The sequence below is a fragment of the Actinoplanes sp. NPDC026623 genome (assembly GCF_040638275.1).
GTDB lineage: Bacteria > Actinomycetota > Actinomycetes > Mycobacteriales > Micromonosporaceae > Actinoplanes.
On sequence record NZ_JBEZXZ010000074.1, the window covers coordinates 14,192 to 37,818 of the forward strand.

General features: G+C 69.7%; 22 protein-coding genes. 11 read left to right on the forward strand and 11 right to left on the reverse strand.

Annotated features, from left to right (window positions below):
* Positions 1-179: 179 nt before the first annotated feature.
* A complete protein-coding gene (locus AB0F10_RS22245; protein ID WP_360628016.1) occupies positions 180-956 on the reverse strand; it encodes an SAM-dependent methyltransferase in 777 nt (258 codons plus the stop codon).
* 223 nt (positions 957-1,179) lie between these two features.
* On the opposite strand from AB0F10_RS22245, the gene AB0F10_RS22250 reads away from it, so the two are divergent.
* Positions 1,180-2,550: a hypothetical protein gene (locus tag AB0F10_RS22250; RefSeq protein WP_360628019.1), complete on the forward strand. Its 1,371-nt coding sequence runs from the start codon at positions 1,180-1,182 to the stop codon at positions 2,548-2,550.
* 351 nt (positions 2,551-2,901) lie between these two features.
* Here AB0F10_RS22250 and AB0F10_RS22255 read toward each other — a convergent pair whose 3' ends face one another.
* Complete coding sequence (locus AB0F10_RS22255) at positions 2,902-3,345, reverse strand: GNAT family N-acetyltransferase (RefSeq protein WP_360628022.1); 444 nt, start codon at positions 3,343-3,345, stop codon at positions 2,902-2,904.
* Positions 3,346-3,469: 124 nt separating this feature from the next.
* On the opposite strand from AB0F10_RS22255, the gene AB0F10_RS22260 reads away from it, so the two are divergent.
* Positions 3,470-3,613 carry a hypothetical protein gene (locus AB0F10_RS22260; protein WP_360628025.1) on the forward strand — a complete coding sequence of 48 codons (144 nt, stop codon included), beginning with the start codon at positions 3,470-3,472 and terminating at the stop codon, positions 3,611-3,613.
* 234 nt (positions 3,614-3,847) lie between these two features.
* On the opposite strand, the gene AB0F10_RS22265 is transcribed toward AB0F10_RS22260, so the two are convergent.
* Entirely contained in the window at positions 3,848-4,309 is a 462-nt protein-coding gene (locus AB0F10_RS22265; protein WP_360628028.1) for a MarR family transcriptional regulator, read from the reverse strand.
* A 110-nt stretch (positions 4,310-4,419) separates the two neighbouring features.
* Here AB0F10_RS22265 and AB0F10_RS22270 point away from each other — a divergent pair, with 110 nt between their 5' ends.
* On the forward strand, positions 4,420-4,653 hold the full coding sequence (locus tag AB0F10_RS22270) for a hypothetical protein (protein ID WP_360628031.1): 234 nt from the start codon (positions 4,420-4,422) through the stop codon (positions 4,651-4,653).
* Between the two features lie 70 nt (positions 4,654-4,723).
* Here the strand turns inward: AB0F10_RS22270 and AB0F10_RS22275 are convergent, their stop codons facing one another.
* Positions 4,724-6,010, reverse strand: coding sequence for an ABC transporter substrate-binding protein (locus tag AB0F10_RS22275; RefSeq protein WP_360628034.1), 1,287 nt, complete (start codon positions 6,008-6,010; stop codon positions 4,724-4,726).
* The gene (fucP, locus tag AB0F10_RS22280; RefSeq protein ID WP_360628037.1) at positions 6,007-7,365 is read right to left on the reverse strand and encodes an L-fucose:H+ symporter permease; all 1,359 of its coding nucleotides are present in this window, start codon (positions 7,363-7,365) and stop codon (positions 6,007-6,009) included. Before fucP ends, AB0F10_RS22275 begins: the two co-directional genes overlap by 4 nt.
* 1,191 nt (positions 7,366-8,556) lie before the next feature.
* Between fucP and AB0F10_RS22285 the strand changes: the two genes are divergently transcribed.
* Complete coding sequence (locus AB0F10_RS22285; protein ID WP_360628040.1) at positions 8,557-9,660, forward strand: M20/M25/M40 family metallo-hydrolase; 1,104 nt, start codon at positions 8,557-8,559, stop codon at positions 9,658-9,660.
* A 291-nt stretch (positions 9,661-9,951) separates the two neighbouring features.
* Here the strand turns inward: AB0F10_RS22285 and AB0F10_RS22290 are convergent, their stop codons facing one another.
* The gene (locus AB0F10_RS22290) at positions 9,952-10,257 is read right to left on the reverse strand and encodes an NIPSNAP family protein (protein WP_360628043.1); all 306 of its coding nucleotides are present in this window, start codon (positions 10,255-10,257) and stop codon (positions 9,952-9,954) included.
* 538 nt (positions 10,258-10,795) lie between these two features.
* Between AB0F10_RS22290 and AB0F10_RS22295 the strand changes: the two genes are divergently transcribed.
* A complete protein-coding gene (locus tag AB0F10_RS22295) occupies positions 10,796-12,055 on the forward strand; it encodes an MFS transporter (protein WP_360628046.1) in 1,260 nt (419 codons plus the stop codon).
* A gap of 17 nt (positions 12,056-12,072) precedes the next feature.
* Entirely contained in the window at positions 12,073-12,927 is an 855-nt protein-coding gene (locus AB0F10_RS22300) for an EamA family transporter (RefSeq protein ID WP_360628049.1), read from the forward strand.
* Positions 12,928-13,478: 551 nt separating this feature from the next.
* On the opposite strand, the gene AB0F10_RS22305 is transcribed toward AB0F10_RS22300, so the two are convergent.
* Positions 13,479-14,726 (reverse strand): lactate racemase domain-containing protein, encoded by a 1,248-nt coding sequence (locus tag AB0F10_RS22305; RefSeq protein WP_360628052.1) that lies wholly within the window; start codon positions 14,724-14,726, stop codon positions 13,479-13,481.
* Positions 14,727-15,100: 374 nt separating this feature from the next.
* On the opposite strand from AB0F10_RS22305, the gene AB0F10_RS22310 reads away from it, so the two are divergent.
* Positions 15,101-16,042, forward strand: coding sequence for a hypothetical protein (locus AB0F10_RS22310; protein ID WP_360628055.1), 942 nt, complete (start codon positions 15,101-15,103; stop codon positions 16,040-16,042).
* Positions 16,043-16,045: 3 nt separating this feature from the next.
* Here the strand turns inward: AB0F10_RS22310 and AB0F10_RS22315 are convergent, their stop codons facing one another.
* Positions 16,046-17,851, reverse strand: coding sequence for an ATP-binding protein (locus AB0F10_RS22315; protein WP_360628058.1), 1,806 nt, complete (start codon positions 17,849-17,851; stop codon positions 16,046-16,048).
* A gap of 118 nt (positions 17,852-17,969) precedes the next feature.
* Here AB0F10_RS22315 and AB0F10_RS22320 point away from each other — a divergent pair, with 118 nt between their 5' ends.
* Positions 17,970-18,533, forward strand: coding sequence for a hypothetical protein (locus AB0F10_RS22320; protein WP_360628061.1), 564 nt, complete (start codon positions 17,970-17,972; stop codon positions 18,531-18,533).
* Here AB0F10_RS22320 and AB0F10_RS22325 read toward each other — a convergent pair.
* From AB0F10_RS22325 to AB0F10_RS22335, 3 genes are all read right to left on the reverse strand, one after another.
* Positions 18,505-19,134 (reverse strand): NADPH-dependent FMN reductase, encoded by a 630-nt coding sequence (locus AB0F10_RS22325; RefSeq protein ID WP_360628064.1) that lies wholly within the window; start codon positions 19,132-19,134, stop codon positions 18,505-18,507. The genes AB0F10_RS22320 and AB0F10_RS22325 overlap by 29 nt on opposite strands.
* Before the next feature lie 55 nt (positions 19,135-19,189).
* Entirely contained in the window at positions 19,190-20,269 is a 1,080-nt protein-coding gene (locus AB0F10_RS22330; protein WP_360628067.1) for a glycoside hydrolase family 43 protein, read from the reverse strand.
* Between the two features lie 207 nt (positions 20,270-20,476).
* Positions 20,477-20,881: an MmpS family transport accessory protein gene (locus AB0F10_RS22335; protein WP_360628070.1), complete on the reverse strand. Its 405-nt coding sequence runs from the start codon at positions 20,879-20,881 to the stop codon at positions 20,477-20,479.
* A 152-nt stretch (positions 20,882-21,033) separates the two neighbouring features.
* On the opposite strand from AB0F10_RS22335, the gene AB0F10_RS22340 reads away from it, so the two are divergent.
* From AB0F10_RS22340 to AB0F10_RS22350, 3 genes are all read left to right on the forward strand, one after another.
* Positions 21,034-21,696 (forward strand): hypothetical protein, encoded by a 663-nt coding sequence (locus AB0F10_RS22340; RefSeq protein ID WP_360628073.1) that lies wholly within the window; start codon positions 21,034-21,036, stop codon positions 21,694-21,696.
* Positions 21,697-21,703: 7 nt separating this feature from the next.
* Positions 21,704-22,324: a hypothetical protein gene (locus tag AB0F10_RS22345; protein ID WP_360628076.1), complete on the forward strand. Its 621-nt coding sequence runs from the start codon at positions 21,704-21,706 to the stop codon at positions 22,322-22,324.
* 38 nt (positions 22,325-22,362) lie between these two features.
* Positions 22,363-23,627, forward strand: a 1,265-nt coding sequence (locus AB0F10_RS22350) for an acyltransferase (RefSeq protein WP_360628079.1), incomplete at its 3' end; no start/stop codon positions are given.

Here is a 23,627-nt window from a genome sequence, read left to right on the forward strand (position 1 = left end):
CACAGTGCCGGCCGCGCGGGACTCGGAGCCGGCTGGACTACATGTCGTTTGCTTCCGCGAAGTCACGGCGCTGTTTGTGCTGAGCGGCTGGCGGTATGGCAGGCCAGCAGCGCGGATCCCGGCATGAGAGGAAACCTTCACGGCTTGATCGCTGGTGAGCGGCGGCCGGTCGTAGCGCATCAGGGCTTACGGCCCACCGCGCAATACACGTCGAGTTCCTCCGGTTCTGTTCCCGGCTGCGGCCGCCACAGAGAGGTCGACACCACGCCGGGCTCAAGCAGTTCCAGATCCTGGAAATAGCCGCCGATCTCCTCGGGAGTGCGCAGGTTGTAGGGGTGACCGTTCTGCTTGGCGACCCGCTGACTCTCCACGCTCTGCGCACTGGTGCTCGTCCCGTCGCTCACCGCCAGGTAGCTACCCGACGGCACGGCGTCGAGTAGCCGCTTGACGATCGAGCGGGCCTCGTCGTAGTCGGCGACGTTGCCCAGGATGCCGATCATGGTCAGCGCCACGGGCTTGCTGAAATCGAGCGTCCGGGCCGCTTCGCTCAGGATCCGTTCCGGATCCTCCACGTTGGAGTCGATGTACGCGGTCTCCCCCTCCGAAGAACTCGTCAGCAGCGCACGGGCGTGCACCAGCACGAGCGGATCGTTGTCGACGTAGACGATCCGCGAGTCGGGCGCCACTCGCTGCGCGACCTCGTGGGTGTTGTCGGCAGTCGGGAGACCGGTGCCGATGTCCAGGAACTGCCGGATGCCGCCCTCGCCGGCGAAAAGCGTGACCGCCTGGATGAGGAACCTCCGCTGGGCCTGGGCGACCGACGCGATCCCTGGGTTCGCCGATCGGAGCGCCTCGCCCAGCTCCCGGTCGACGGCGTAGTTGTCCTTGCCCCCCAGGAGGTAGTTCCACACCCGCGCACTACTCGGCCGGCTCATGTCGATGTTGGGATCAGTCATCAAGAAACCTTTCGATGAGGTGGCCGTACGAAATCGATCATAGGCAATGCCACCTCTCAAATGATGACTACGGGCCGACAAGGCACCGCGGGCCACCTTCCACGGCCGGGCCAGACGACGGAATGTAACGGCGTTTGCTGGCCGGCGCGCACGGACGGCGGCAGATCCGGATGTCTGATCAAGCCTGCGTTCGGTCTTCGGCCGAGAAGGTTCAGGGCACTGGTTGGAGCTGAATGAGAAACATCCAGTTGTCACCATCGGCGCGGTACGCCGCCCGGACCCGGTATGTGCCCGGGTGCACGGCGATATCGAGCGGGTGCACGGGCTGCTGCGGGAGTTGCCCGACATCGACCTGGCCGGCGGGGTCGGCGGCACGCTGTTGCGGGAGGCGGCCGTCGCCGGGCAGGCCGAGATCGTCGAGGAGTTGCTCCTATACGGTGTGGACCCGAATCGACCGTGGTCCAGCGGCGTCGAGCCGGTGAGCTGGCTCGCCGAGCAGGGCGCCTGGAACATCCTGAACCGGGTGCTGTTTCACTGCAGCCGCCACGGGCCGGCTGTTCCCGAGCGGTCGCTGCGGGCGGCGCTCGCGCTGGCCCGGACCTGGCTCGGCGTCGACCCGGAACAGAAGCTGCGCCGGCGTCTCGACGCGGTGAACGACCCAGCGACCGTGGTCGACCGCGACCGGGTGCCCGCGTGGCGCGACGGCGGCCCGATGGTGACGCGGATCCGCATTCGCACCGGCGACGGCCGCCAGGACCAGGTCTGGGCGGCGCACCACGCGGTCGTCACTTTGTTGGAAGATGAACTGGGTGTCGTCACACCGTGCGATGAGCTCGCCGAGCGCGCCTTGCACGCCGCCGACGTCGACTCGTGCGACGCCGCGCAGGCTTTCACGACGATCGCGGAGCGCGCGGAACGCGATGCTGAGGTGTTCGACTGGCTCGCTGCGCGGTTGGCCCATCCCACCTCCGAGCATCGGTTGTTCGCGGCCCAGATTGTGCACCGGCTGAGTTTCGACAGGCGGCCGTTCGCCGCGCACGCAGTGGACGTACTCGCCGACCGGATCCGGGACGAGCCGGACCCGGCGGTACTCGACAGCCTGATCGGCGCGTTCGCCGAGTTCGCTTACTGCGCCCGACCTGGTGGGTACCTGAGCGAGATCCTGCCGCACGCCCACCACCGCGATCCGTTGGTCCGCGCTCGGGTGGCCATGGAACTGAGCCGGCCCATCGGTTCCCGGCGCAACCCGACGGTGCCTGCCCCGACGTGCCCTTCATGGCCCGCGCTCATCACCACGCTGTTCGAACTGGCTGCGGACCCGGACCCCGACACCCGCACGGCGGCACTCGTCAGCCTCGCCGATGCCCACCACGACACCGCGCACCTCCGCGCCATCTTCACCGCCCACCTGAGCGACCCGCACCCGCCCGCCCGCATCACGGCAGCCGTCGGACTGGCGCTGCGCGACGACAGCCGCGGCCGCGAGGCGTTGCATCGCCTGGAAACCGACCCGGCCACCGCGGTGGCAGCGCGGGAATCGCTCGACGACATCGACCGAATCCCGGGCCGACAGCGCCCGCTGACCCAGCACTGACAGCGCCGCCCGCTTGTCGGCCTTGTCGAGCCCCACCAAAACCCGTGGACAGGGTGCAGAGCTGATCGCTCAGGCGGCCGGCCGCGCGTGCTCAGCGGCAAATCCGGTGAAGCGGCACCGGATACGGCTCGTCGTCCTCCCGATCCGGGTCCGGTTCGACCGGGTGTTCGCCAGCACAGAAGGGGCGCTCGAATGCGAACGGCTCACCGACGGTCTCCGCGATACCGCCGTCCGGGGAAAGGCTCGACGAGCGTGAACCGGGGGCCTCGCACGCTCCCCGGCAACGGCCTTCCCTGAGCCCCGTGGGGCACATCGGCGCCCACTTCCCGACGACAGCCCCGCGGCTCAGGATCACGACAGTGTCAGCTCGTAGTGGCGGTAGCCGTCTTCCTCATGGGTGTACGCGAAGCCGTACCTCTCGTACAGGCCCTGCGCCGGATTGCCCACGAACACCCCCAACGACAAATGGGTGAAACCAAACGTCCGCGCGTCATTCATGTACGCCTGCAGCAGCACCGCTCCCCGCCCACCCCGGCGGAAGCCCTCGAACACGTGAATCGTCAGCAGCACCGCCCGGCCCCGGATCGCCCGCCAGGCCGCGTAACCGACCGGTTCCCCGTCCGCCTCGAGCACCACCGTGCGATCCAGATCGCCGATCCAGGACGTCAGATGCCGGTCGGTGGCAGCCGCCCACCGGGCCTCGTGCTCCGGTTCGATCTCCCGCATGTAGGCGACCTCCCCCCGCCAGAACATCGGAAGGTCATCAACCTTGGCACGTCGCAGCAGATCAGTCACCGCATGATCATCTCACCGACGCCGACCGATTTGGATGTCACCCGGCGACCCCCATCGTCCGGCGGGGCAGGCGTCGGAGGGTGGTCGGTCCGTTCCTGCACGCGTGGAAGGCCAGGCATCGTCGGTGTCCCGGCATCAGGGCAGTTACCAGCTGCGGGAGATCGAGCTCAACGGCGCCGCCGACTACGCGAAGATCACTACCTCGCTCCGCTGCTGCCGGGGCGGAAAGCTCAATGCGTACCGGGTCACAGCCCAGGCTCGGATGTAGCCAGAGGTCGTCCTCGTCGCCGGTCAGGGTAGCCGGGTCGACGGGTTCCTCGAGGAATCAATGCAGCCCTGGCAGCGGGGAACACCCCGGGAAAGGCACTCGCGCGGTCTTTTCGACCGGCAGGTCGGCGTCGTGCACCTCGAACTCGTGCCACAGCCGCGACCGCGACTGTCGAGCCTGATCCGGGCGCTTCGAGGTCATGCGCGGTTGCGGCCTCAGGTCTGGGTCACTGGGTCATGGCGACGTGGTGGCCGGTTGGGCGGCGTTGATGACCTGGGTGAGGGCGGCGTGCAGATTTCTCAGGTCCTGTAGCGGCATGCCGAGGCGTTGCACGACGGCGGGTGGGATCTGCTCGGCGCGGCTGCGCAGTTCCTTGCCGGTGGTGGTGAGGGTGACGGCGAGGCTGCGTTCGTCGGCGGGGTCACGATCGCGGCGGAGGTAGCCGATGGCTTCCAGGCGTTTGAGTAGTGGTGACAGGGTGCCGGGGTCGAGCTGCAGCAGCCGGCTCAGATCGCGTACGGATAGCGGCGCGTGCTGCCACAGCGCCAGCATCACCAGGTACTGCGGATGCGTCAGCCCCATAGGCTCCAGCAGGGGCCGGTAGACGGCCACGACGCTGCGCGCGGCGACGGACAGGGCGAAGCACACCTGCTGCTCGAGGGCCAGCGGGTCGTCAGTGTCGAGCAGGTCACTCACCGAGATTCTCCTTCACTCAGATGTTAGTCTACCAATGGTTGGTGTACAAACCATTGGTATACCAATGATGTTGGGCGGCATGGAGTGCCGCGTCTCAGAGAGGGCGCGTTGTGACGAAGGACGGCACGGTTCGGAAGCAGAACCGGTTCATGCGCTGGTTCCACCAGACGTTCGACAACTGGTTCTTCCGCTCGATGATCGGGCCTGCGCAGACCACGGGCGCCGTGCACGGTGCCGAGAAGGAGGCGCGCGAGTACTGGAAGCGTGATTTGGAAGCCCGCAAGCGTTACACCCGCGAGCAGCGCGAGCAGAGGCGGCTGGCCCGTGAGGCCGAGCGCGACTGATACACCCGCCGCCAGGGCTGTCACCGCCGGGCTGTCTCGACGCGGTTCGCTTGGCCGGTGTTGTGGGTGGTCAGCGCTGCGGGAACCGGTTGTTCGACACGGCGTTTTGCAGGTCATCGGCGAAGGCATCCGGGCTTCTGGTGCGTACGTAGGCCGAGACGGCGTCGTAGAAGCCCTCCTGGAAGGCGGGGTTCATCGCCTCGCCGTGCGTCACGGACAACAGCACCGCGGAGGACCACAGGGTCTTCGAGGACTGCCGTTGGTACGCGGGCAGCGAGGAGACGTCGACGTTCCGCAGCACTGGCACCGATCCCTTGGCCTTGTTGAAGGCGATCTGGGTCGCCGGCGTGCTGATGCCGCTCAGGAAGGCGAGCGCGTTCTTGGCATTCTCCGCCTTGGTGGCGGCGACGAACACGTCGACGACGGCGAGGAAGCTCCCGTCGGTGCCGGGGAAGGCCGCGGAACCGAAGTCCGTGCCCTCCTGCGCTCCGGCGGCGACCAGTTCACCGTACGCCGAGTCGTTGAGCGATTCGAAGGCGCAGCCACCGCTCGCGAGCTTCTTCGTCGCCGCGTCCCAGGTCAGCGTGCTCGCCTCGGGGTCGGCGTGGGAGAGCATGTCGCCGAAGGACTGCAGCGCCGACCGCACTTTCGCGCTGCGCCAGTCGAGCCGGTCGTTGGCCAGGTCCTTCCAGCCGGACGTTCCGATGGTGCTGAGCAGCGTGTTCTCGAACAGCTCGGCGGTGGTGAACGGGTCGTGGCCGCCCAGGCACAGGGCGGTCGCTCCCGAGGACTCGACCTTCTGCAGGTCACTCAGGAACGCGGAGACGGTGTAACCGGCCCCCGGCGGCGCGATGCCCGCCTTCCTCAGCAGGCCCACGTTGTACCACAGCACGTTGCTGCGATGCGCCCCCGTCGGGATGCCGTACGGCTTGCCGCCGTGGTTGAGCGATTGCCGGATCGTCGGCTGCATCGCGGCGCTCACGTCGCCGGTCAGCACCGACGAGACATCGCGGACCGTCCCGCGATCGGCGTAGCCCTGGACCGACTTGCCGGTGAAGGTCTGCCAGACGTCGGGCGGGTTGCCCGCCCGCAGCCGCTTCGCCAGTTCCACGATCGCCTGCGAGCCGGCGCCGCCCGCGACCGCCGCGTTGACTGTCTCGACCCCGGGATTGGCCCCCTGGAACGCGGCCAGCAGGGTGTTCAAGGCCGCCGCCTCCGATCCGGACGTCCACCAGGACATGACCTCGAGCCGGCTGGTGTCCTTGTCGGCGCTGGTCGGCCTGTCGCCACCGCAGGCGCTCACTGCCAGTGTCATGCTCAGCGCGACGGCCGCGGCCGCGCGGTACCGGATGCTCATGCCGCGCTCCCGCTGATCGTGGTCGCTCGGGCGGCGCGGTGCACGCTCGGCCGGGCGACGAGGTCGAAGACGGCGTAGAGGCCGACGACCGCGAAGCAGACGGCGGGCACGACGAACGAGATAGCCGCATTCGTCGCGTCGACGATCGCGCCCTGCACCACCGGCATGATCGCGCCGCCCACGATGGCCATTACGAGGCCGGCGGCGCCGAACTTGGTGGCGGGACCGAGACCCTTGAGGGCGACGCCGTAGATCGTCGGGAACATCAGCGACAGGCAGAAGGACACTGCCACCAAGGCCATCACCCCGGCGAGGTTGGGGCTGACCATGGCGAAGGCGCACAGCAGGACTGCCAGGAACGCCAGGATCGTGAGGACCTTCGTCGCCCGCACGCGGCCGATGAGCCACGTCATGAGGAATCGCGAGACGAGGAAGACCAGCAGGCTGAGCTGTAGGTAGAACCCGCCCTTCTGCAGGCTGCCGCCGAGCGCCTGCTGCACGTACACGATCAGATACGTCCACGTGCAGACCTGGGCGGCGACGTTGAAGAACTGTGCCACGACGCCGTAGCGGTAGCGTTTGCTGTGCCACAGCACCCGGAACAGGCTGCCGGTGCCGCCGTCGCCCGGCCCGGCGTCCGGGAACTCCTCGACGATCGGGGGCGCCTTCTGACTGGCGATCGCGACCGCGATGATGAGTAGCACGAAGCCCAGGCCGAGGTAGGGGCCCATGACCGCGCCGAGCTCGCCGGCGCGGATCGTGTGCAGCTGGGCCGGCGACAGCGATCCGATGTCCACCGGGTCGGCCAGCCGGGGAAGGATGAGGATGGAGGCGAGCAGCACCCCGATGTTCGTACCGACGGGGTTGAACGCCTGGGCCAGATTCAGACGCCGGGTTGCGGTCGCCTCCGGTCCGAGCGACAGGACGTACGGATTCGCGGACGTCTCCAAAATCGAGCAGCCGGCCGCGATCGCGAACAACGCCACCAGAAACGCTCCGTAAGTCATGATCCGGCTGGCGGGATAGAATGCGAACGCGCCGAGCGCAGCGAGGATGAGCCCGGTGAGAATGCCGACCTTGTAGCTGAAGCGATGGTTGATGAAGGCGGCGGGCAGCGCCAGCAGGAAGTACGCACCGAAGTAGGCCAGCTGGACCAGCGACGCCTGGAACGTGCTCATGTCGAAGATGCGCTTGAAGCCGGCCACCATCGGGGTCGTCAGGTCCGCGGCCACACCCCAGGCGGTGAAGCAGCCGATCAGCGCGATGAAGAGGACGACCATCCCGTGGCCGATCAGTGGTTCGTGTCGTGCCTGCTCGTTCTCCGACGCAGGCGACGTCGTGGCGACGCTGGCCATCAGGCTCCCTCCGAGAGGTGCATGAGAGTGCTTCCCTGTCGCACCCACCACGTCGAACGATCTGAAAGGTCGACGATGCGAGGGTGGCGGGAACCGGAATAGCGACCAAGCCCATTGTCGGCCATCAATAAAAGATCGGCTGGAGCCCAGCTTTCTTGCAGGCTACATCGCCTCGCAACGGCACGGAACCATCCGTGGCGTCGGGCGATAATGTCAGTAGACAGATGGTGCATGTTTGCGATGTGGCCATTCTGCAGCCTCAGGTTTAACGACGAATCGAGGAACTTTGATCATGCGACGCTCGGTCACGGAGCAAGAGAGCGGACCTGCGTCGGCCGTGGTAAGCGTCCGGCACCCAAGGGTCGGCTTACTGCGGCGAGGGTGCGTCGAGGGTTTCGGAACCTGAGCGCGAAGACCGCCAGACCGACCGGTGCGCCGAAACCCACCACATCCGGCCCTGAATGTTACCCGCCACGACGTCGGCAAAGCCACCAAACGGGCACCAAGTATAGAAGCACGCAAAAGGCACGGACTCAAGAACAAGCTTAGCGCACCCAGGAACGCGATCCGGCTGTGTGCTCCATCAGCGCGGACGTCGGGATGCGGCCACCGTGGCCTTCTTGCACTGTCGGTTCGCCCGGTCGGTGCCCGCGCCGGCGCTCGACATCCACACCTGCGTGCTCGACGGCGACAAGTTCTACGTGACCGTCCTGCAGTAGCGCCCGAGCGGCGCGCTGCACGCACCCCGGCCCCGCTGAACGTCACGCGCTCAACGCCGCCTTCCATGCCACTGGCGCCTTCTTGATCGACCTCGTCCGGTCACGGTCGTAAATCGTCATGCCCCCGACTGCGCGGGCGAATGGATGACCGGCAGCCGAGCCTTCGGCCCGCCTTCCGGCATCACCCGGAACCTGGCGAACACGACCACACCGAAATCGATCAACATCATCGCGGCTACGTCGCGGCGATTCTCGGCGTCCTCAGCCGAATGGGGCCACCGGCAAACAGCCCAAACCAGCGACCTGACCGGGCCCCGCTCCGTCATGGATGACACAGAGGGGTGCCAGATCCGGATACTCCGCGGGCCTCAGACCTGATGGAGACGTCGGCGTTGCCGTCGACTGACGGTGAACGCCTGCCCTCTGACAATCGGGGCAGATTCCGCATCGACCGTGCGGCATAGTGTTGCGGATGTACGAGGATGCGCTCATCGAGTTACGCCGCGACATTCACCGGTGGCCCGAGCTGGCGGGCTCGGAACAGCGCACCGCCGCCTTGGTCGCCGACCGGCTGCGGGCGGCGGGGCTCGAGGTGACGACCGGCGTCGGCGGCCACGGCGTCGTCGCGATCCTGCACGGCGACGAGCCCGGCCCGGTCATCGCTTATCGCGCCGACCTGGATGCCGTCGCGGACACGGAGACGTTCGACAGCGACTTTCGGTCCCGAGTGCCAGGCGCGGCGCACCTGTGCGGGCACGACATCCACACCACGATCGCCGTCGGGGCCGCCGAGGGGCTCTGCCGCCGGCGACCCGCGCGCGGGCAGGTCGTCTTCATCTTCCAGCCGGCCGAGGAGAACTTGACCGGCGCCCGCGCCATGATCGACGACGGCCTGCTGGACCGCACCAGGCCACAGGAGATCTACGCGCTGCACTGCGCGCCGATCCCGGTCGGCACGTTCGTGATCACGCCAGGCGCCGGCCTTCCGGGGCAGGACCACTGCCGCATCTCCCCACCAGCCGCCGATGTCGAACGGATAGCAGCTGCCGTCGATGGCCTGTCCACTGTGCACAGGCCGCAGACCCCGGAGCAGTTCCAGCGACTGATCCAGGATCTCGCTACCGAGGACGGCCCGCTCTCGCGGTATGTGTACGTCCAGTCGTATGTCGACGCCGACGAGGTCCATGCCTGGTGGCGTGCGTGGCCGGACGACCGCTATCCCGAAATCCGCGACGAGCTGCGGAGGCTGGCGGACGGCGCCGCCATCGAGTTCCCGGCGCCCCCGTTCCCCGCGATGGTGTCCTCGCCAGAGCTCAGCCTGGCCGCAGCCAAGCCACTGCGTACTGTGGGCGAGATCGTCACCCTGTCCGCCGCCTACCCCTTCAACGGTGAAGACTTCGCCCTGTTCCTGCAGCGGATCCCGGGCGCCATGATCTTCCTCGGCGTGGCCAACGAGGCGGCCGGCCTGCACGGGATCACCCATGCCACCGACTTCGGCGCCGACGAGCGGGCCATCGGCCTGGGCGTCCAGGCCGTGGTCACCCTCCTGACGGATCGCCTGGCCGCGATCATGTGACCCAAGGGCGGCTCAAAGTCGCGACAGGATGAGCGCCGCGGCATCCGCTCATCGGCAGTTCAGGATGCCGACCGGCAGGGGACGCTGATCGCCATCCGTGACTGAGGGTCAGCTGTCAGCGCGCGACTCGCCGCAGATCCGCGCTTTCGCCGTGGCCGGCTCAGCCGCTTGTGCCGGTGGCTCGCCGCGCTTCGATGACGGGCAGGATGTCGTCCCGCGCTGGAGGTAACCGGCGAAAGCTCACGCGGCGTAGCGATCACAGAGCGGCCCGCAAGCGCGACCAGTGGCGGATCAGTACGTCGTTCGGTCAGGCAGCAGCGGTCGCATGAACGTCCGTTCGTACCGGAGAACGCAGGCCGACTCGTCACGGATCCGGTCTGCGGCGATGAACTCCGGGTCGTCGCCGAACCGGGAACGATAGCGTTCGTAGGTCGCCAGGCTGTCGAAGCTGAAAAGCGCCTCCGCTCGATCGCTCGCCCCTTCGGCCGGCAGGAAGTAACCGTGATGGATCCCGCCGTGCTTGGTCACCAGCCGCATCCACTCGCGAGCGAACCGTTCGAACGCCTCGATCTGAGCCGGGTCGATGGTGTAGTGCACGACGCAGGTGATCATGCATCGATCCTATGGACGGCAGCAGCGCGCTCGCACGGCGGCATCCGTGTGTCGGTTCGCCGCGACGCCTACGGGCATCCGGAAACGGTGACGAGCCAATAGCGCGCGATCCGGCTTCCCTTTCTGCGGTAGAGGCCGTCACGTCACCGCTGGATGCCATCGCCTGTCGATCAGCAGGCACGGGCGGTTGTACAACGAGTTACGGCTGAACCGATCTTGTGGCTACGAAGGCTCAGCCTCGTTGAGCGTCAATGTGAAGATCCGAGGTCAACCGTTACCGGTGCCGTCACTATGCCGTCCTCGGCCGGGCTCGCGCGCACAGGAGATCAAGGGTGACTCACGGTGGCCGGCGACCTTGCGGGCGTTCGGTCGGTGAGCACGGACGGCGGCAGAGGAGGACGCCCGACCTCGTGCCATCGAGTTCCATTATGGCGGGACAGCACGTCACGGCCGCTGTAAGTACCGTGTGGTCGGTGATCGTCTGCGGCAGGGGGCTGGCACGGCTGGACGGTGAGGTGCTGGGGTGAGGGTTGCGATCGGGCACTCGTCGGCGGGCGCCCCTTTCGTACGAGTATGGGCTGCGCAGGGCGTGTCCATGGTCGGTGATCAGGTGACGGCGCTGGCGTTGCCGCTGATTGCAGTATTGGTATTGCATTCGGGGGCGGCGGCGGTCGGCCTGTTGTCGGCGAGTCGTATCGTGCCTTTTCTCGTGGGCTCGCTGCTTATCGGTGTTTACGTCGATCGGATGCGGCGGCGTCCGTTGCTGATCACGGCAGACATGGTGCGCGGCGGGCTGCTGGTGGTGCTCGTGGCCCTGGCCGGCGCTGGATGGTTGTCGCTTGCCTGGCTGATCGCCTTGGTCATTGTCGTGGGCGGCCTGACCGTGCTGTCGGACATCGCGACGCAAAGCTACCTCGTCGATATCCTCGCGGCTGACCGGTTGGTCGCGGCCAACACCCGCTTGCAGGTGACCCAGGCGGTCGCGCGGATCGGCGGCCCGGCCGCCGCTGGTCTGCTGATCGGGGCGTTCGGGTCCGTGCTGGCACTCCTGGTGGATGCGCTGTCTTTCGCGATCAGCGGGTTGCTGATCATCTCCATCAAGCTGGCGGAGCGTCCCCGGGTGAGGTCTCGCGCCAATGCGTGGATGGGGATCCGCGAAGGCCTTGCGCTTACCTATCGGCAGCCGGTCCTGCGGGCTTTGGCAGTGACCGCGGGATACAGCAACATCGTGGAACAGGGCTTGATGGTGCTGCTGACGGTCCGGTTCGTGGGCGAGCAAGGTCACTCGGCCGCGCAGCTCGGCGTCGCGCTCGCCATCGGTGCCGCCGGCACGGTCCTCGGTGGACTCGCCATCAACAGGCTTAGTCGGCGTTGGCCGGCCGGTCGGCTGTTGCTCTGCGGGGAGATTGTCGCCGCGCTCGGACTGGCCGGTACCGCTGTGGTCACTGCGCAGACTCAGCCGTTGACGGTGGCGTTGGTGGTGGCGCTGTGCGTCTTCGGGGTGGGCGAAGGAGTCGGCAATGTGCTCTACGCGGCGATCCGCCAGCAGATAGTGCCCGCTCAGTTGCAAGGTCGCGCCTACGGCAGCTACCGGTTTGTGGTGTCCGGGACAACACCGATCGGGCCGCTGCTGGCCGGTGCCGCCGCGTCGGTGCTCGGCACCGGCGCCGCCCTTCTCGTCCTGGCCGCGACCGCTGTAGGTATCCCGGTCTGGCTGTTCGCCGCCCAGGTCCGGCGGTTCGGCTCGGCGGACGCGCCCATCCCCGATCGTTCCGACAGCTGATTCCGGGGAGTCTGTCCGTGGCGGTCCTGCTAGCGCTGCTTGCCAGCCTCAGCTGGGGCATGTCCGATTTTGTCGCGGCCGTCAAGGCAAGGCAGTATCCGTTGCTGCTCGTGCTAGCGGTGTCGCAACCGGCCGGGATGCTGGTGCTGGCGGTGCCGCTGATCGTCCGCGGCGAGCCGCTCGTGGCCGACGGCCGGCTCCTGGCGGCGGTCGCTGCCGGGTTCGGTTCGGTCTTGGCGCTGGGATTCCTCTATTACGCGATGGCCAACGGAAGGATCGTCGTGGTTGCACCGGTAGCCGCCACCGGTGCCGTGCTGCCGGTGGCGTTCGGGATCATCCGAGGTGATTCTGTATCGGCGGTCGGCCTGGCCGGGATGGTGCTCGCGTTGGGCGGCGCGGCGGCAGCAGCCGTCGAGTCAGGCCCCGCCGACGGCCAGCCGGCAAACTGGCTTGGCACGGCAGCTGCCTTCGCGTCAGCGGTCTCGCTCGGATTCTTCTTCACCATGTTGGACATCGCCGGACAGTGCGACCCTTTCTGGGCCACCTTCGTTACGCGGCTGACAGCCTGCGCGGCGGTCTTATTACTGGTTCTAGCCCGCCGCGCCCGGTCCGCGACAAGTGGCCGGCCCAGCCGTTACCGAAATTGGTCGGCGCTGGCCGTCATCGGAATCTGCGACGCCGCGGCAGAAATCTCGTTCGCCACCGCATCCACAGCAGGGCAACTGGAAACCGCTTCGGTTCTGTCCTCACTCTATCCCGTGGTCACCGTTGTCCTGGCCGTCGTCCTGTTGCACGAGAGAATGCGGCCACTCCAAATCGTCGGCTCGGTCGGCGCACTGGCCGGAGTGATTCTGGTAGCCCATGCCACCTGACTGCGCTCACCACAATCTTCACGAAATCGAACACGAGAATTCACACATACAGTGTCAACCCCCGCCAGGCGGCCGAGAAATCTGGAAAGCCGCTGCCAACTCGACCGCCCCGCGCGCAGCAGTCCAGCCGGCCGACAGCGAGCCTCCAAGAGGCACCACAAATCGCGCGAGGGCCGCTGACCGCAACCGGCGAGGTGCGTCCGCCTGACCCACCACCCACCCCGGCCTGCCCGACCAACCCTCCTGCCGCGCCCACAACGCGGAAGCCCGACCACCCACCGCAAGGGGACCACAAGGGCAACCGTCCACTCAGCAGCGAGCAACCAAGAACCCAGCGCAAGGGGCCCCACCCGTCCACCGCAAGCAAAATGCCACCCACAAACCCGCACCGAACACCGCCGGGCAAGAACGCACACCCCTGATCAAGCCGCACTGCCGGCCCACGGGGAGAAGAGACGGCAGGGCGACAATCTCCCGCTGACCCCCGCCCTGAAGTCGCAGCCGATCGGGGTCGTCGCGAAGCCTGGCCGGTCTCTCACCATGGCGTAGATCTATTCGCCGGGAACACCGGCACCCAGGCGGAACAGGACCTCGCCCGCCTGCGGCACCATGAACGTCTCCGGGTCCGCCGCGTAGGCGTCAAGGTCCATCGCCGAGGGGTCCAGGTAATCGAGGTTCGCGCCGCGGACGATCTTCTCCGGGATCCCGGTGGCGAGGGTGACGGTGACGCGGTTCCGTTCGCCGTGCTCGGGATCCCAGGTGCCCGCCCCGCGCAGATGCGTCGAGTGGGCCAGCACCCCCCAGTGGAACCCCGAGAACGAGTCCCACTGTTTCAGGAAGTAGTCCCGGCAGTGGTAGCCGATCTGCTCGATCTCGGCGTGCATGGCGGAGATCCGGCTGATGTGCGGCGCGTACAGGATGACCTGGCCGCCGTCGGCGACGATCGGCTCGACCTTGTAGAAGCCCTTCGCGCCGGTCCACATGTCGTCGTACTTGGCGGGGATGATCGACAGCACCCGGCGCACCGGCGCGGCCAGGTAGCGCACGTGGGTCCGCGCGGAGACGTCGGCGCAGGCGGCCCAGGCCGTGTCGGGTGGCCCGAATGCCGCCGCGTGCAGCGCGCCGGTGCCCGATTCGACGACCAGGCACAGGGCGAGCCGGCGGCCGGGGATCATCGCCGCGGCCTGGTCGATCAGCGCGCGCACGGGTGTGACGCCGGTGGTGCCGATGATGTCCGCGCTGGTGATGAGCGCGCCGAGCCAGTGCGAGAAGTCGATGATCTCCTGGCCCGCGACGCCGGGGAAGAAGTATTTGTTGCCGCCGGAGAAGCCGACCACCTCGTGCGGGAAGACCGGCCCGACGACCAGGCAGACGTCGTGTTCCACCACCGCACGGTTCAGTACGACCTCGATCGGGGAGCGCAGCCGCCCCTCGGAGAGCTCGGCGACCCGGTCCGCGCCGATCCTGCCGAGCGAGACGAGCGCCGCCGGGTCCCACCACTCGTGGTTGCGTACGGTGAAGCCGGGGTAGGGGCCGCCCAGGTGGGTGCGCAGCTGTTCGTCGCTCATCGCCGCGTGGGTGCCGAGGGCGACGAGGACGGTGACCTCGGTGGCGCGGCCGTCGAGGGCCTCGTGCACCGCGCCGAGCAGCAGCGGCAGCGGGCAGCTGCGGGTGCCGTCCGGCACGATCACGCAGACGCTGCGCCCGTCCAGGTCCGCGCGGGTCAGCGAGGCCACGACGAACGCCCGCACGGCCTCGTCGTCGAGCACGGTGTCGGCGCCGCCGATGACCTCCGTCATTTCTGTACCCCTCCGCCCGTGCGGGCCGTTCGTCGCACACCTGTCCCCGATAGTGGTCGATAGCTACCCATAGTAGCCAATCGATTTACTCATTAGTTAGACATTTGTGGTCTTTCGGGTGGTTGATGGTGACAGATGCATGTGGATGTTGGTCTCGTTGACCTAGGACGCCCGTGCCCGGCGGCTCGACCGAGATCTGGCCGGGTCCGGCCCGCGGGCCGTCCGGGTCGTCGACGAGAGCAGCCCCGTCCCGGCTCTGAGCTCCCGCGACCCTCCACACCGTACTTCGACGCCCGCGAACCCGACGTCAAAGGGGGAATGGCGCATACGAATCCGACCGATGACAACGCATCACCAGTGTCTGCGGAGGACGCATGCATGCTTTTCTGACCGCCGTGCTCGTGCTGACCGGCCTGCCGGTCCCGGCGCCGGCATCCGCCCTGGACCCGCCGCCGTTTCTCGTCGGCGCGACCACCTCCGAAGACGACGTCATCGGCGAAGGCAACACCTGCGCCGGCTTCATCGAGGAACGCGCCAATCTGGGGGAGCAGCTGGGCGTCCGCCGGGTGTTCGCCGCCAAGGGCCAGTTGCCGTCGGCGGACGCGATCAATTGTCAGCTCGAGTACGGCGCGAAGCTCTGGTACTCGTTCAAGACGTCCTGCACGCCCTCCGCCGTGGCCGCGGGGTACTGCGACGGGGAGATCCTGTCCGTCGCCGCGGCGATGCCGGAGGACAGCATCCTGACCTACTTCCACGAGCCCGAGGACGACATGACCGGGGTCCGGTTCGTGCGGGCCTTCAAGCGGGTGTACCAGCTGGCCAAGACGATCAATCCGGGGATCGACGTGGTGCCGGTCTACATGGGCTACCAGTGGCGGCCGGACTCGACGATGGTCACGAGGGACGGCGCCGGCGGCGACCGCGAGGTCCGGGACTGGATCGTGCCGAACGCGTTCGCCGACGGGTACGGGCTCGGCCTCTACTGGCAGGCGAGCACCCGTGGCGCCGAGCCCGACGACCCGGTCGGCATCGGCAGCGACGCGCGGATGCTGCGGTGGTACGCCGCGTTCGGCGCGCTCGCCCGGCCGCTGTCGCTGACCGAGTGGGGGATCGACGACGACGTCGGCGTCCGGGCGTCGCGGGGGCCCGCGATCCGCGACTCGCAGGCCTGGCTGAGGTCGCACGGCTTCGAGATCGTCTGCTACTGGCAGCACGACAACTGGTACCTCGGGCCGTCGGTCACGCCGCGGGGTGGGTACCCGGATCCGGACGGCGTCGCCGCGTACCGGGAGATGGTCGCGGCCTCGACGCCGTGAGCGTCAGGCGCCGGGCGGCAGGGAGAACCAGAAGCGGCTGCCGCCGCCCGGGTTCGGGGCGACGCCGACCTCGCCGCCGTGTCGTTCGATGACGCGGTGCACGATCGCCAGGCCGAGCCCGGTGCCCTGGTAGCGCTCGCTGCCGCGGGCCCGGGTGAAGGCCTCGAAGATCGTTTCGAGCTGGTCGTCGGGGACGCCGATGCCGCGGTCGGCGACCTCGATGTGCCATCCGCCGCAGTCCGCCCGGTGTCCGGTGATCTCGATGCACGGGTCCTCGCCGGCCGGCGTGTACTTGAGGGCGTTGCCGATCAGGTTGTCGACGACCTGCCGCAGCATGGTGGGGTCGGCCTCGACGCTCGGCAGCGGCCACACGACGATCTTCGGCTGCTGGGCGCCCTGGCCGTTGACCCTCTCGCGGATCACGTCGGCCACCAGCCGGTTGAGGTCGACCTGGGTGGTGAAGAGGGTCCGGTTGTCGGCCGTGGCGTAGTTCAGCAGGTCATCGATCAGGGACTGCATGTCCTGCGCGCCGGCGTAGAGGCGCTGCAGGTAGTCGCGGTGCACCGGTTCCAGCCGACCCGCGGCCTCGTCCCGGAGCAGGTCGGCGTACCCGATGATCCGCGAGAGCGGGCTGCGCAGGTCGTGGGCGACGATGCCGGCGAACCCGACCAGTTCCGTCTCGCGCTGGCGCAACTGCAGCTCGACCGCCTCGCGGCGCTCGATGTCGTCGCGCAGCGCGGCGGTGGCGGCGTCCACCCGCCGCAGCGCGCGGTTGCGGGAGGTGATGACCGTGCCGGTGAGGGTGGCGAGCAGCAGGGTGATGAGCCCGCCGACCGCCCAGGCGACGACGTCGAGGTGCAGGTCGGTGCCGGGCAGCAGCCGGTCGGTCGGCGCCACGGTGAGCACCCAGTGCCCCTGCGGCACCGCGACGGTGAGGGTGCGTGCCGCCCGGCCGCGGTCGATCGGGGCGGCCGGACGCCAGCGCCCGAACTGCGTCGTGTCGCCGGCGGTGTCGTCGGCGAGGGTGACGGCGACGGTGTCGTCCGCGACCCGGCCGATCGCCTCCTTCAGGAAGTTCTCGCCGCGCAGGCCCATCATCATCCACCCGCGGAACAGCCCGGTGTCGGGCGCGCCCGGCGAGGTGGCGTACACGGGCGCGACCAGGACGAACGACAGTTGCCGTTGCCACGCTGGCAGCCCGGCGTCGCGCAGCAGCCGGTAGGTGGCGCTGATCGCGATCTGACCGGTGTCCCGGGCCCGGTGCAGGGCCGCGGTGGCCTCGGGGGATGCCGTCATGTCCTGGCCTTCCGCGTCACCGACGCCGTCGATGGGGTGTGCCATGACGACGAAGAGATGCTCACCGGTGTTGCCGGGCGCGGGGCGCAGCCGCAGGCCGGGGTTTCCGGCGTCACGCCAGAAGCGCTGCACCGCGGGACTCTGGGCGTGGCCGGCCGGCACGACGAAGTCGACGCCGGTGGCACCGGGCAGCCGCTTGCGGTTGGTGGCGGCGGTGATCGCGTTGAACTCGGCCCCCTCGAGCCGGCTCTGCGCGCCGACGGACCCGGCGAGGTCCTGCAGGGAGGTGCTGTAGCGCCGTAGCTCGGCGGTGAGCGTCTGCTCGACCGCGGCGGTCTGCTGGTTCAGCGCCTGGTCGAGGCGGTCCTCCTCGGTGCGGCCCAGCGCGAAGGCGGCCAGGGCCGTGCCGACCAGCCCCAGCGCCACTATCGGAACGAGAATCCGCAGCGCCCGCCAGCCGAGTCGTCGAGGCTCGCCACCGGGTGAGGTATCCACCGCCGGAGCCGATCTCACCCGTTGAGGCTACGCCGCGGCATGTGCGCGGAACGCCCGTTCGGCGATCCGCGGCCGCACGTATCCCATCGCGATCTGTCGCGTTGTTGGTATACGCGCAGTCACCAGGAAGGCCCCAATGGCACCAATAGTGCGGAGGTGGGCCGTCAGCCTCGTCGCCACCGCCCTGTCGACGTACGCCCTGGACGCGGGCGCCACCGCCGCGGGCGTCCTGCTGGTCGCCTCCGGCCTGCTCGACGGCCTCGACCATCGGCAGGCGGTGGCGTTCCTCGTGACGACCAATGTGATCTGGGCGCTCGGGCTGCGCGCCGGCGTACGGGCGAACTGGGCGCTCCTGGCGGCGACCGGCACCAGCACCAACGTGCTCTCCAAGGCGGCACACGACCTGACCCGGCGCCGCACCACCAGCGTCCGGGCGGCGCGCCTGGCCGCGGCCTGCGGGTACCTGGGCATGGAGCTGGTCAAGGAGGTGCCGTACTACGGCGGTGCCTTCGGCGCGGCGCTGCTCACCGACTCGGTCTCCTCGACCGCCGCGCTCGTCTTCCTGGGCGGCGCCAATCTCGGCGCCGCGGCCTACGAGGGTGGTCTCGCGCGGCTCACCGGACTCCTGCTCCGGCGCCGCCGCAAGGCGCTGGGGCCCGCGCCGGCCGAGGTCAGTACGGCGCCCGACCGTGGCGGGTGACGGTCGGATCGCGCCGCAGCACCACCGGGTAGACGCTCGAGTAGGTCTGCCAGGACGGCTGGTCGCGCTGCTGCTGCGGCGCCAGCAGCCGGCCGAGGGCGCGCAGCGTGTCCGTCAGCGCCAGCCGCAGCCGCGGGTCGTCCACGAGGCCCTCCGCGTCCACCGCCTCCGGGCTGACCGGGGTGCGGATGCAGGCGGCCCGCAGGATCCGGGCGCTGCCGTGGGTGAGCACGGTCTCCAGCGTCGCGCGGGCGCCGTCGTCCTCGCCGGGCGGCGCCACCGAGAGCCAGGCCGCGGCCTTGCCGACCAGGTCGCCGCCGGCCACCAGCCAGTCGAGCAGGTTCTTCAGCGTGCCGGGCAGCGATCCCGCGTACGCCGGGGTGCTGAACAGCAGGCCGTCCGCCTCCTCGACGGCGCGCCGCAGGTCGGCCACCGCGGCGGGCAGCGCCGGATCCCCGGGTACGAAGGCGGGCAGGGCGCGCAGGCCCTCGTACAGGATGGTGGTCATGTCCTCGGGCGCGAGCCGGGCCGCCGTGCGCAGGGCTGAGGTGTGCAGGGAACCCTCGCGGGTGCTGCCGGAGATCAGCAGGATGCGCGTCATGACGCCGACCCTACGGCCTGCTCGTGAACGGACGCCGCCGCGGCGCGGGCGTTCGTTACTCGAAGAACTTGAGGCTGAAGCCGGTGTCGGTGTTCGCGCCGGGCACGTTGGCGCGCCGGTAGGTGCTGTTTCCCCACCACAGGAACGTTCCGGTGTACCACTGGCGGTTCGCCCACGTGTACGGCGTGCCCTTGGCGACGGCGTGGAACATCAGCGGGAAATGGGAGCCGGCCGGCGGGCTGGTGCCGATGTCGCCGTTGAGCAGCACGAAGCTGTGGTGCCCGGGCCCGTTGACGTAGAGGGTCGGATCCCAGCCGGCCATCATGGTGGCGCGGTTGGAGCCGAAGAGGCAGCCGTTGGATTTGTACCAGTCCCACACGTAGGCCGGGTCGCCGCCGGCCCGCAGCCGCAGGTCGGCGAGGCAGTACTGGTCGCTCCAGCTTCCGTTGGCCGAGTAGACCACGTGCAACTGCCCGTTGGGATCCCGGATCGGCTCGGGGCCCTCGTTGATGAACGGGTTGCCGACCACGCGCTCCCAGGACTCGCGGGGCTGGGAGATGACGTAGCGGGCGCCGGTGGCGGTGCTGGGGCTGCTCATCCGGGCGAGGTACAGGTTCTGCTCGACGTTGGTGTCGCCGGCCCAGCCGGACCAGACGAAGTAGCGCTGTCCGTTGTAGGTGAACATGCTGCCGTCGATGGCCCACCGGTCGTCCGGCAGGGCCAGCCGCGTCTCGGCCTGGTAGCCGGAGTCGGGGGTGGCCGAGCTGATCACGTACATGCGGTGGGCGGTGCCGCGTCCCGCGGAGAAGTGGATGTAGTAGCGGCCGCCGTCGAGGGTGATCTCCGGAGCCCACACCTCACCCAGGTTGCGGGTGTCGCTCCACACCTGGCGGGTCGGCGCGGCGGCCAGCGCGGCCGGCGACGAGGCCTGCCGGACGGCGATCCCGCCGTTGAGCGACTGCACCGAGACGTAGGTGCCGCCGACCCGGATCACGCTGGGGTCCGCCGCGCGGATGCCGGTCGCCGCCGGCGTCGACGGGGGTGCGGCGGTTGCGGCGGGGGTGGCGCCGGGACCGGGCGCGAGGGCGCCCGCCAGTGCCAGGACGGTGAGGGCGGTGAGACGGCGAGAGTTCATCATCGTCACATTCCACGGTCGGCCTCCGCTTCGATGCCGTGCCGGTGGGGATCCGGCCGGGGAGGGCATCCGGACAGGGAATGTGGGTGGAGGCGGATCCTCGGGGGACAACCCTGCCGTCGCGTTGAGAGCGCTCTCCGAGCATCGAGGCCGGAAACAGGAATGTCAATATGTTGACGAATGTCGATCGCCGCGCGGGCGGCGTGCCTACTTGTCGAGGGCGTCGTCGAACGCGATCGTGCACTCCGTGCCGGACAGGCCCGTGGACTCCGCCGCGACCTTGTCGTCGACCCAGATGGTGCAGGTGATGGCGCCGCCCGCGGGGGAGTTGGCGCGCAGCCACAGGTCGCCGGAGGTGTCGGTGAGCTTGTGGGACTTCGACCAGGGCGTGGTCGCCGCGGTGCCGATGTCCCTGCCGAGCTGCCTGTCCCCGGAGCCGTAGGTGATCGAGGAGACCTTCTCGCCGCTGGAGGTGACCTCGAACGAGACCTTGTGCGGGCCGCCGTCCCTCACCAGCAGGAACACGACCGCTGCGGTCACCAGGACTGCGGAGGCGGCCGTGGCGATCCACAGCGCCGTGCGGGGCCGGCGGGCTGACTCGATCTCGTTCACCGGCGGAGCGTAGCGGCGGCGCCGCGGTTCTGGATCATCCACTCGGCCGACATCGCGACGGCTCCGGGCGTTGGCGTGCCACTTTGCGAGGTTTGCCGGTTCCGGTCGATGCTTCGGCGCTCGCCGAAAGATCGGACCCTTAGCGTTCGCCCATGCAGCAGATCAGCGGCGCCGCCGCGCTCACCGTCCTGGGCCACCCCGGCTTCGTGGTGCCGCCGGTCCCGCCCGCCGCCACCGGGGTCGGCTGGCTGCGGGCCGCGTCCGGCCGATTCAGTACGGGCGAGGCACACGTACGCAGGCGCGCCCGCTACACCGCGATCCTCGACGGGATCGCGCCGGAGACCCTGCGGCGCCGGCCGGGCGCGCACCCGGTGACCGTGCTGGCCGACGCCATGGGCGCGGGTCATCTCGCGGTGGACCTGATCCTGGACGTCGCGCAGGCGTACCAGCCGGGGACCGGCGACGAGGCGCGGGCCGACGCCGCCGTGAACCGGCTGGTCGCCGCCCTCGGCGGAGGCTTCGACGAGCCGACCGCCGCCCGCATCGGGCTGCTCGTGCAGGCCTGCGACGCGACCGCGACGCTTGCCGAGCGGGCCCGGCACCGCCCGGTCGGCGAGGTGCTGCGCGACGACCCGCCGGTGCCGGCGACCAGGCGGCAGGCGCTGGCCGCGACCGTCGTCGGCGGGCACCCGGTCGAGGCCGGCGAGGTCGTGCTGGTCGACCTGGCCGGCGGGCCGGCGTTCGGGGCCGGGCCGCACGCCTGCCCGGGCCGCGCGCACGCCCTCGCGCTGGTGGAGTGCGCGCGTTGGGTATAACCAGCGCATGGATGCTGACGAACTCGCGCGGGTGATCGGCGAGGTGCCCGGGCCGGAGGTGACGGTCGAGGGCGATCTCGTGGTCGCGCGGGTGCCGGCGATCGGCGACGCCGTACGGCTCGGCGCCGTCGACGTGCTGGACTACGAATACCTCGTCGCGCCGACCGGGGAGCCCGGCATCGAGCTGGAGGTCCGGCGCGGGCACGAGAAGCTGCCGCTGATCATCCTCGGCGAGGACGTCGTGTTCATGCCGGCCTACGCGGCGGACCTGGTCGTCGAGGACGCGCCGCTGCGGGTGCCGTCCGTGCCCAACCTGATCGCGTACTCGGAGATGCACCGCGACGTGCGGGCGCTCGGCCGGGCGATCGACGATCCCGCGCTGGAGCTTGACCCGGAGACCCTGGCGGCGACCCTGCTGGCGCACCGCTGCTTCCTCGCCGGTGCCGTGCGCGTCGGCCTGTGGCCGGTGCGGGTGGCGGCGTGGTGGGAGTACATGTGGGCCCGGGTCGGCAAGGGCCTGCCGGCCGAGCCGTTCCGCGCCGACCCGGTCTGGGACCGGCTGATGGCCGACGTGACCCGGGCCCGCCGGCAGGCGCCGGCCGGCGCGGAGGCGTACACCGCGCCGTGAGCGCCGCGCCGGGTTGACCCTGCGGATATCGTTCGCGGGTGCTCGACATCGCCCCCGCCGTCCGCGCCCGGCCCGAGCCGGCGCCGGGCGCCGCGGGCGAGCGGATGGCCTGGCTGGACGGCCTGCGCGCGATCGCCGTGCTGCTGGTCCTCTACGCGCACCTCAGCCGCTACCTGTTCCGCGGGGTGCGGGCGGTCTCCGGGGAGTGGCTGCACGCCGGCACCGCCGGGGTGATGCTGTTCTTCCTGGTCAGCGGCTACATCATCCCGGCGTCGCTGGAGCGGCACGGCAGCCTGCGGTCGTTCTGGGTGAGCCGGCTCTGGCGGCTGCTGCCGCTCTATCTCGTGGTGACCGTGCTGGTGCTGGGGCTCGGCGCGAACGGGCTGGTCCCGGTGGATCCCTACCTGGCCGCCCACCCGGCGACCGCGGCGGTGGCGCACGCCACGATGCTGCCGCACCTGCTGGGCGTGCCGCTGGTCACCCCGGTGTTCTGGACGCTGACCTTCGAGATGGCGTTCTACCTGCTGGTCAGCGCGCTTTTCGCGCTGCGGCTGCACCGCACCGGGGGAGCGGTGGCCGTCCTGCTGGCCGCGATCGCGGTGCTCACCGCCCCGCTGGCGCCGAGGCTGCTCTCCGCCACGCCGTCCGACGCCCGCGCGGTGACCGTCGCGGTGGCCGTCTGCCTGGCCGCCGGCCTGGCGGCGGTGGCGAGCGGCAGGCGCCGGGCCGTCCTGTGTGGCGCGCTGCTGCTCGCCGCGCTCGCCGCCACCCTGCTGGCGTTCGACCAGGATCCCGCGCACGCCTGGGACGGGCTGCTCATCGTCGCGGTCATGTTCGTCGGCACCACGATCCACCGCGCCCAGCACCGGCAGACCGGCTGGTGGCAGGCGGGGGCGGTCGCGGCGGCGGTCTCCGCCGCCCTGCTCTTCACCTGGTACGCCGAACTGGACGCCCTCGGGGCGCCGACGGCGACGTACCGGGCCCGCTCGGTCATCACGCTGCTGGTCTTCGGCGGTGTCTTCGCCCTCGGCCTGCTCACCCGGCGGCTGCGCACGCCGCGCCCGCTCGCCTGGCTGGGCCGGGTCAGCTACTCCGTCTACCTGGTGCACTTCGTGCTGATCCAGCTGCTGAGCGCGGCGCTGACCGCGCTGGGCCGCCGGCTGCCGGCCCTCGCGCAGGTGCCGGTCGCGCTGGGCTTCCTCGGCCTGCTGCTGGGCGTCTCCTGGCTGACGCACCGGTACGTGGAGGTGCCGGGGCAGCGGCTGGGCCGCCGCACCGCGCTGGATGACCGCCCGCTGGGGCT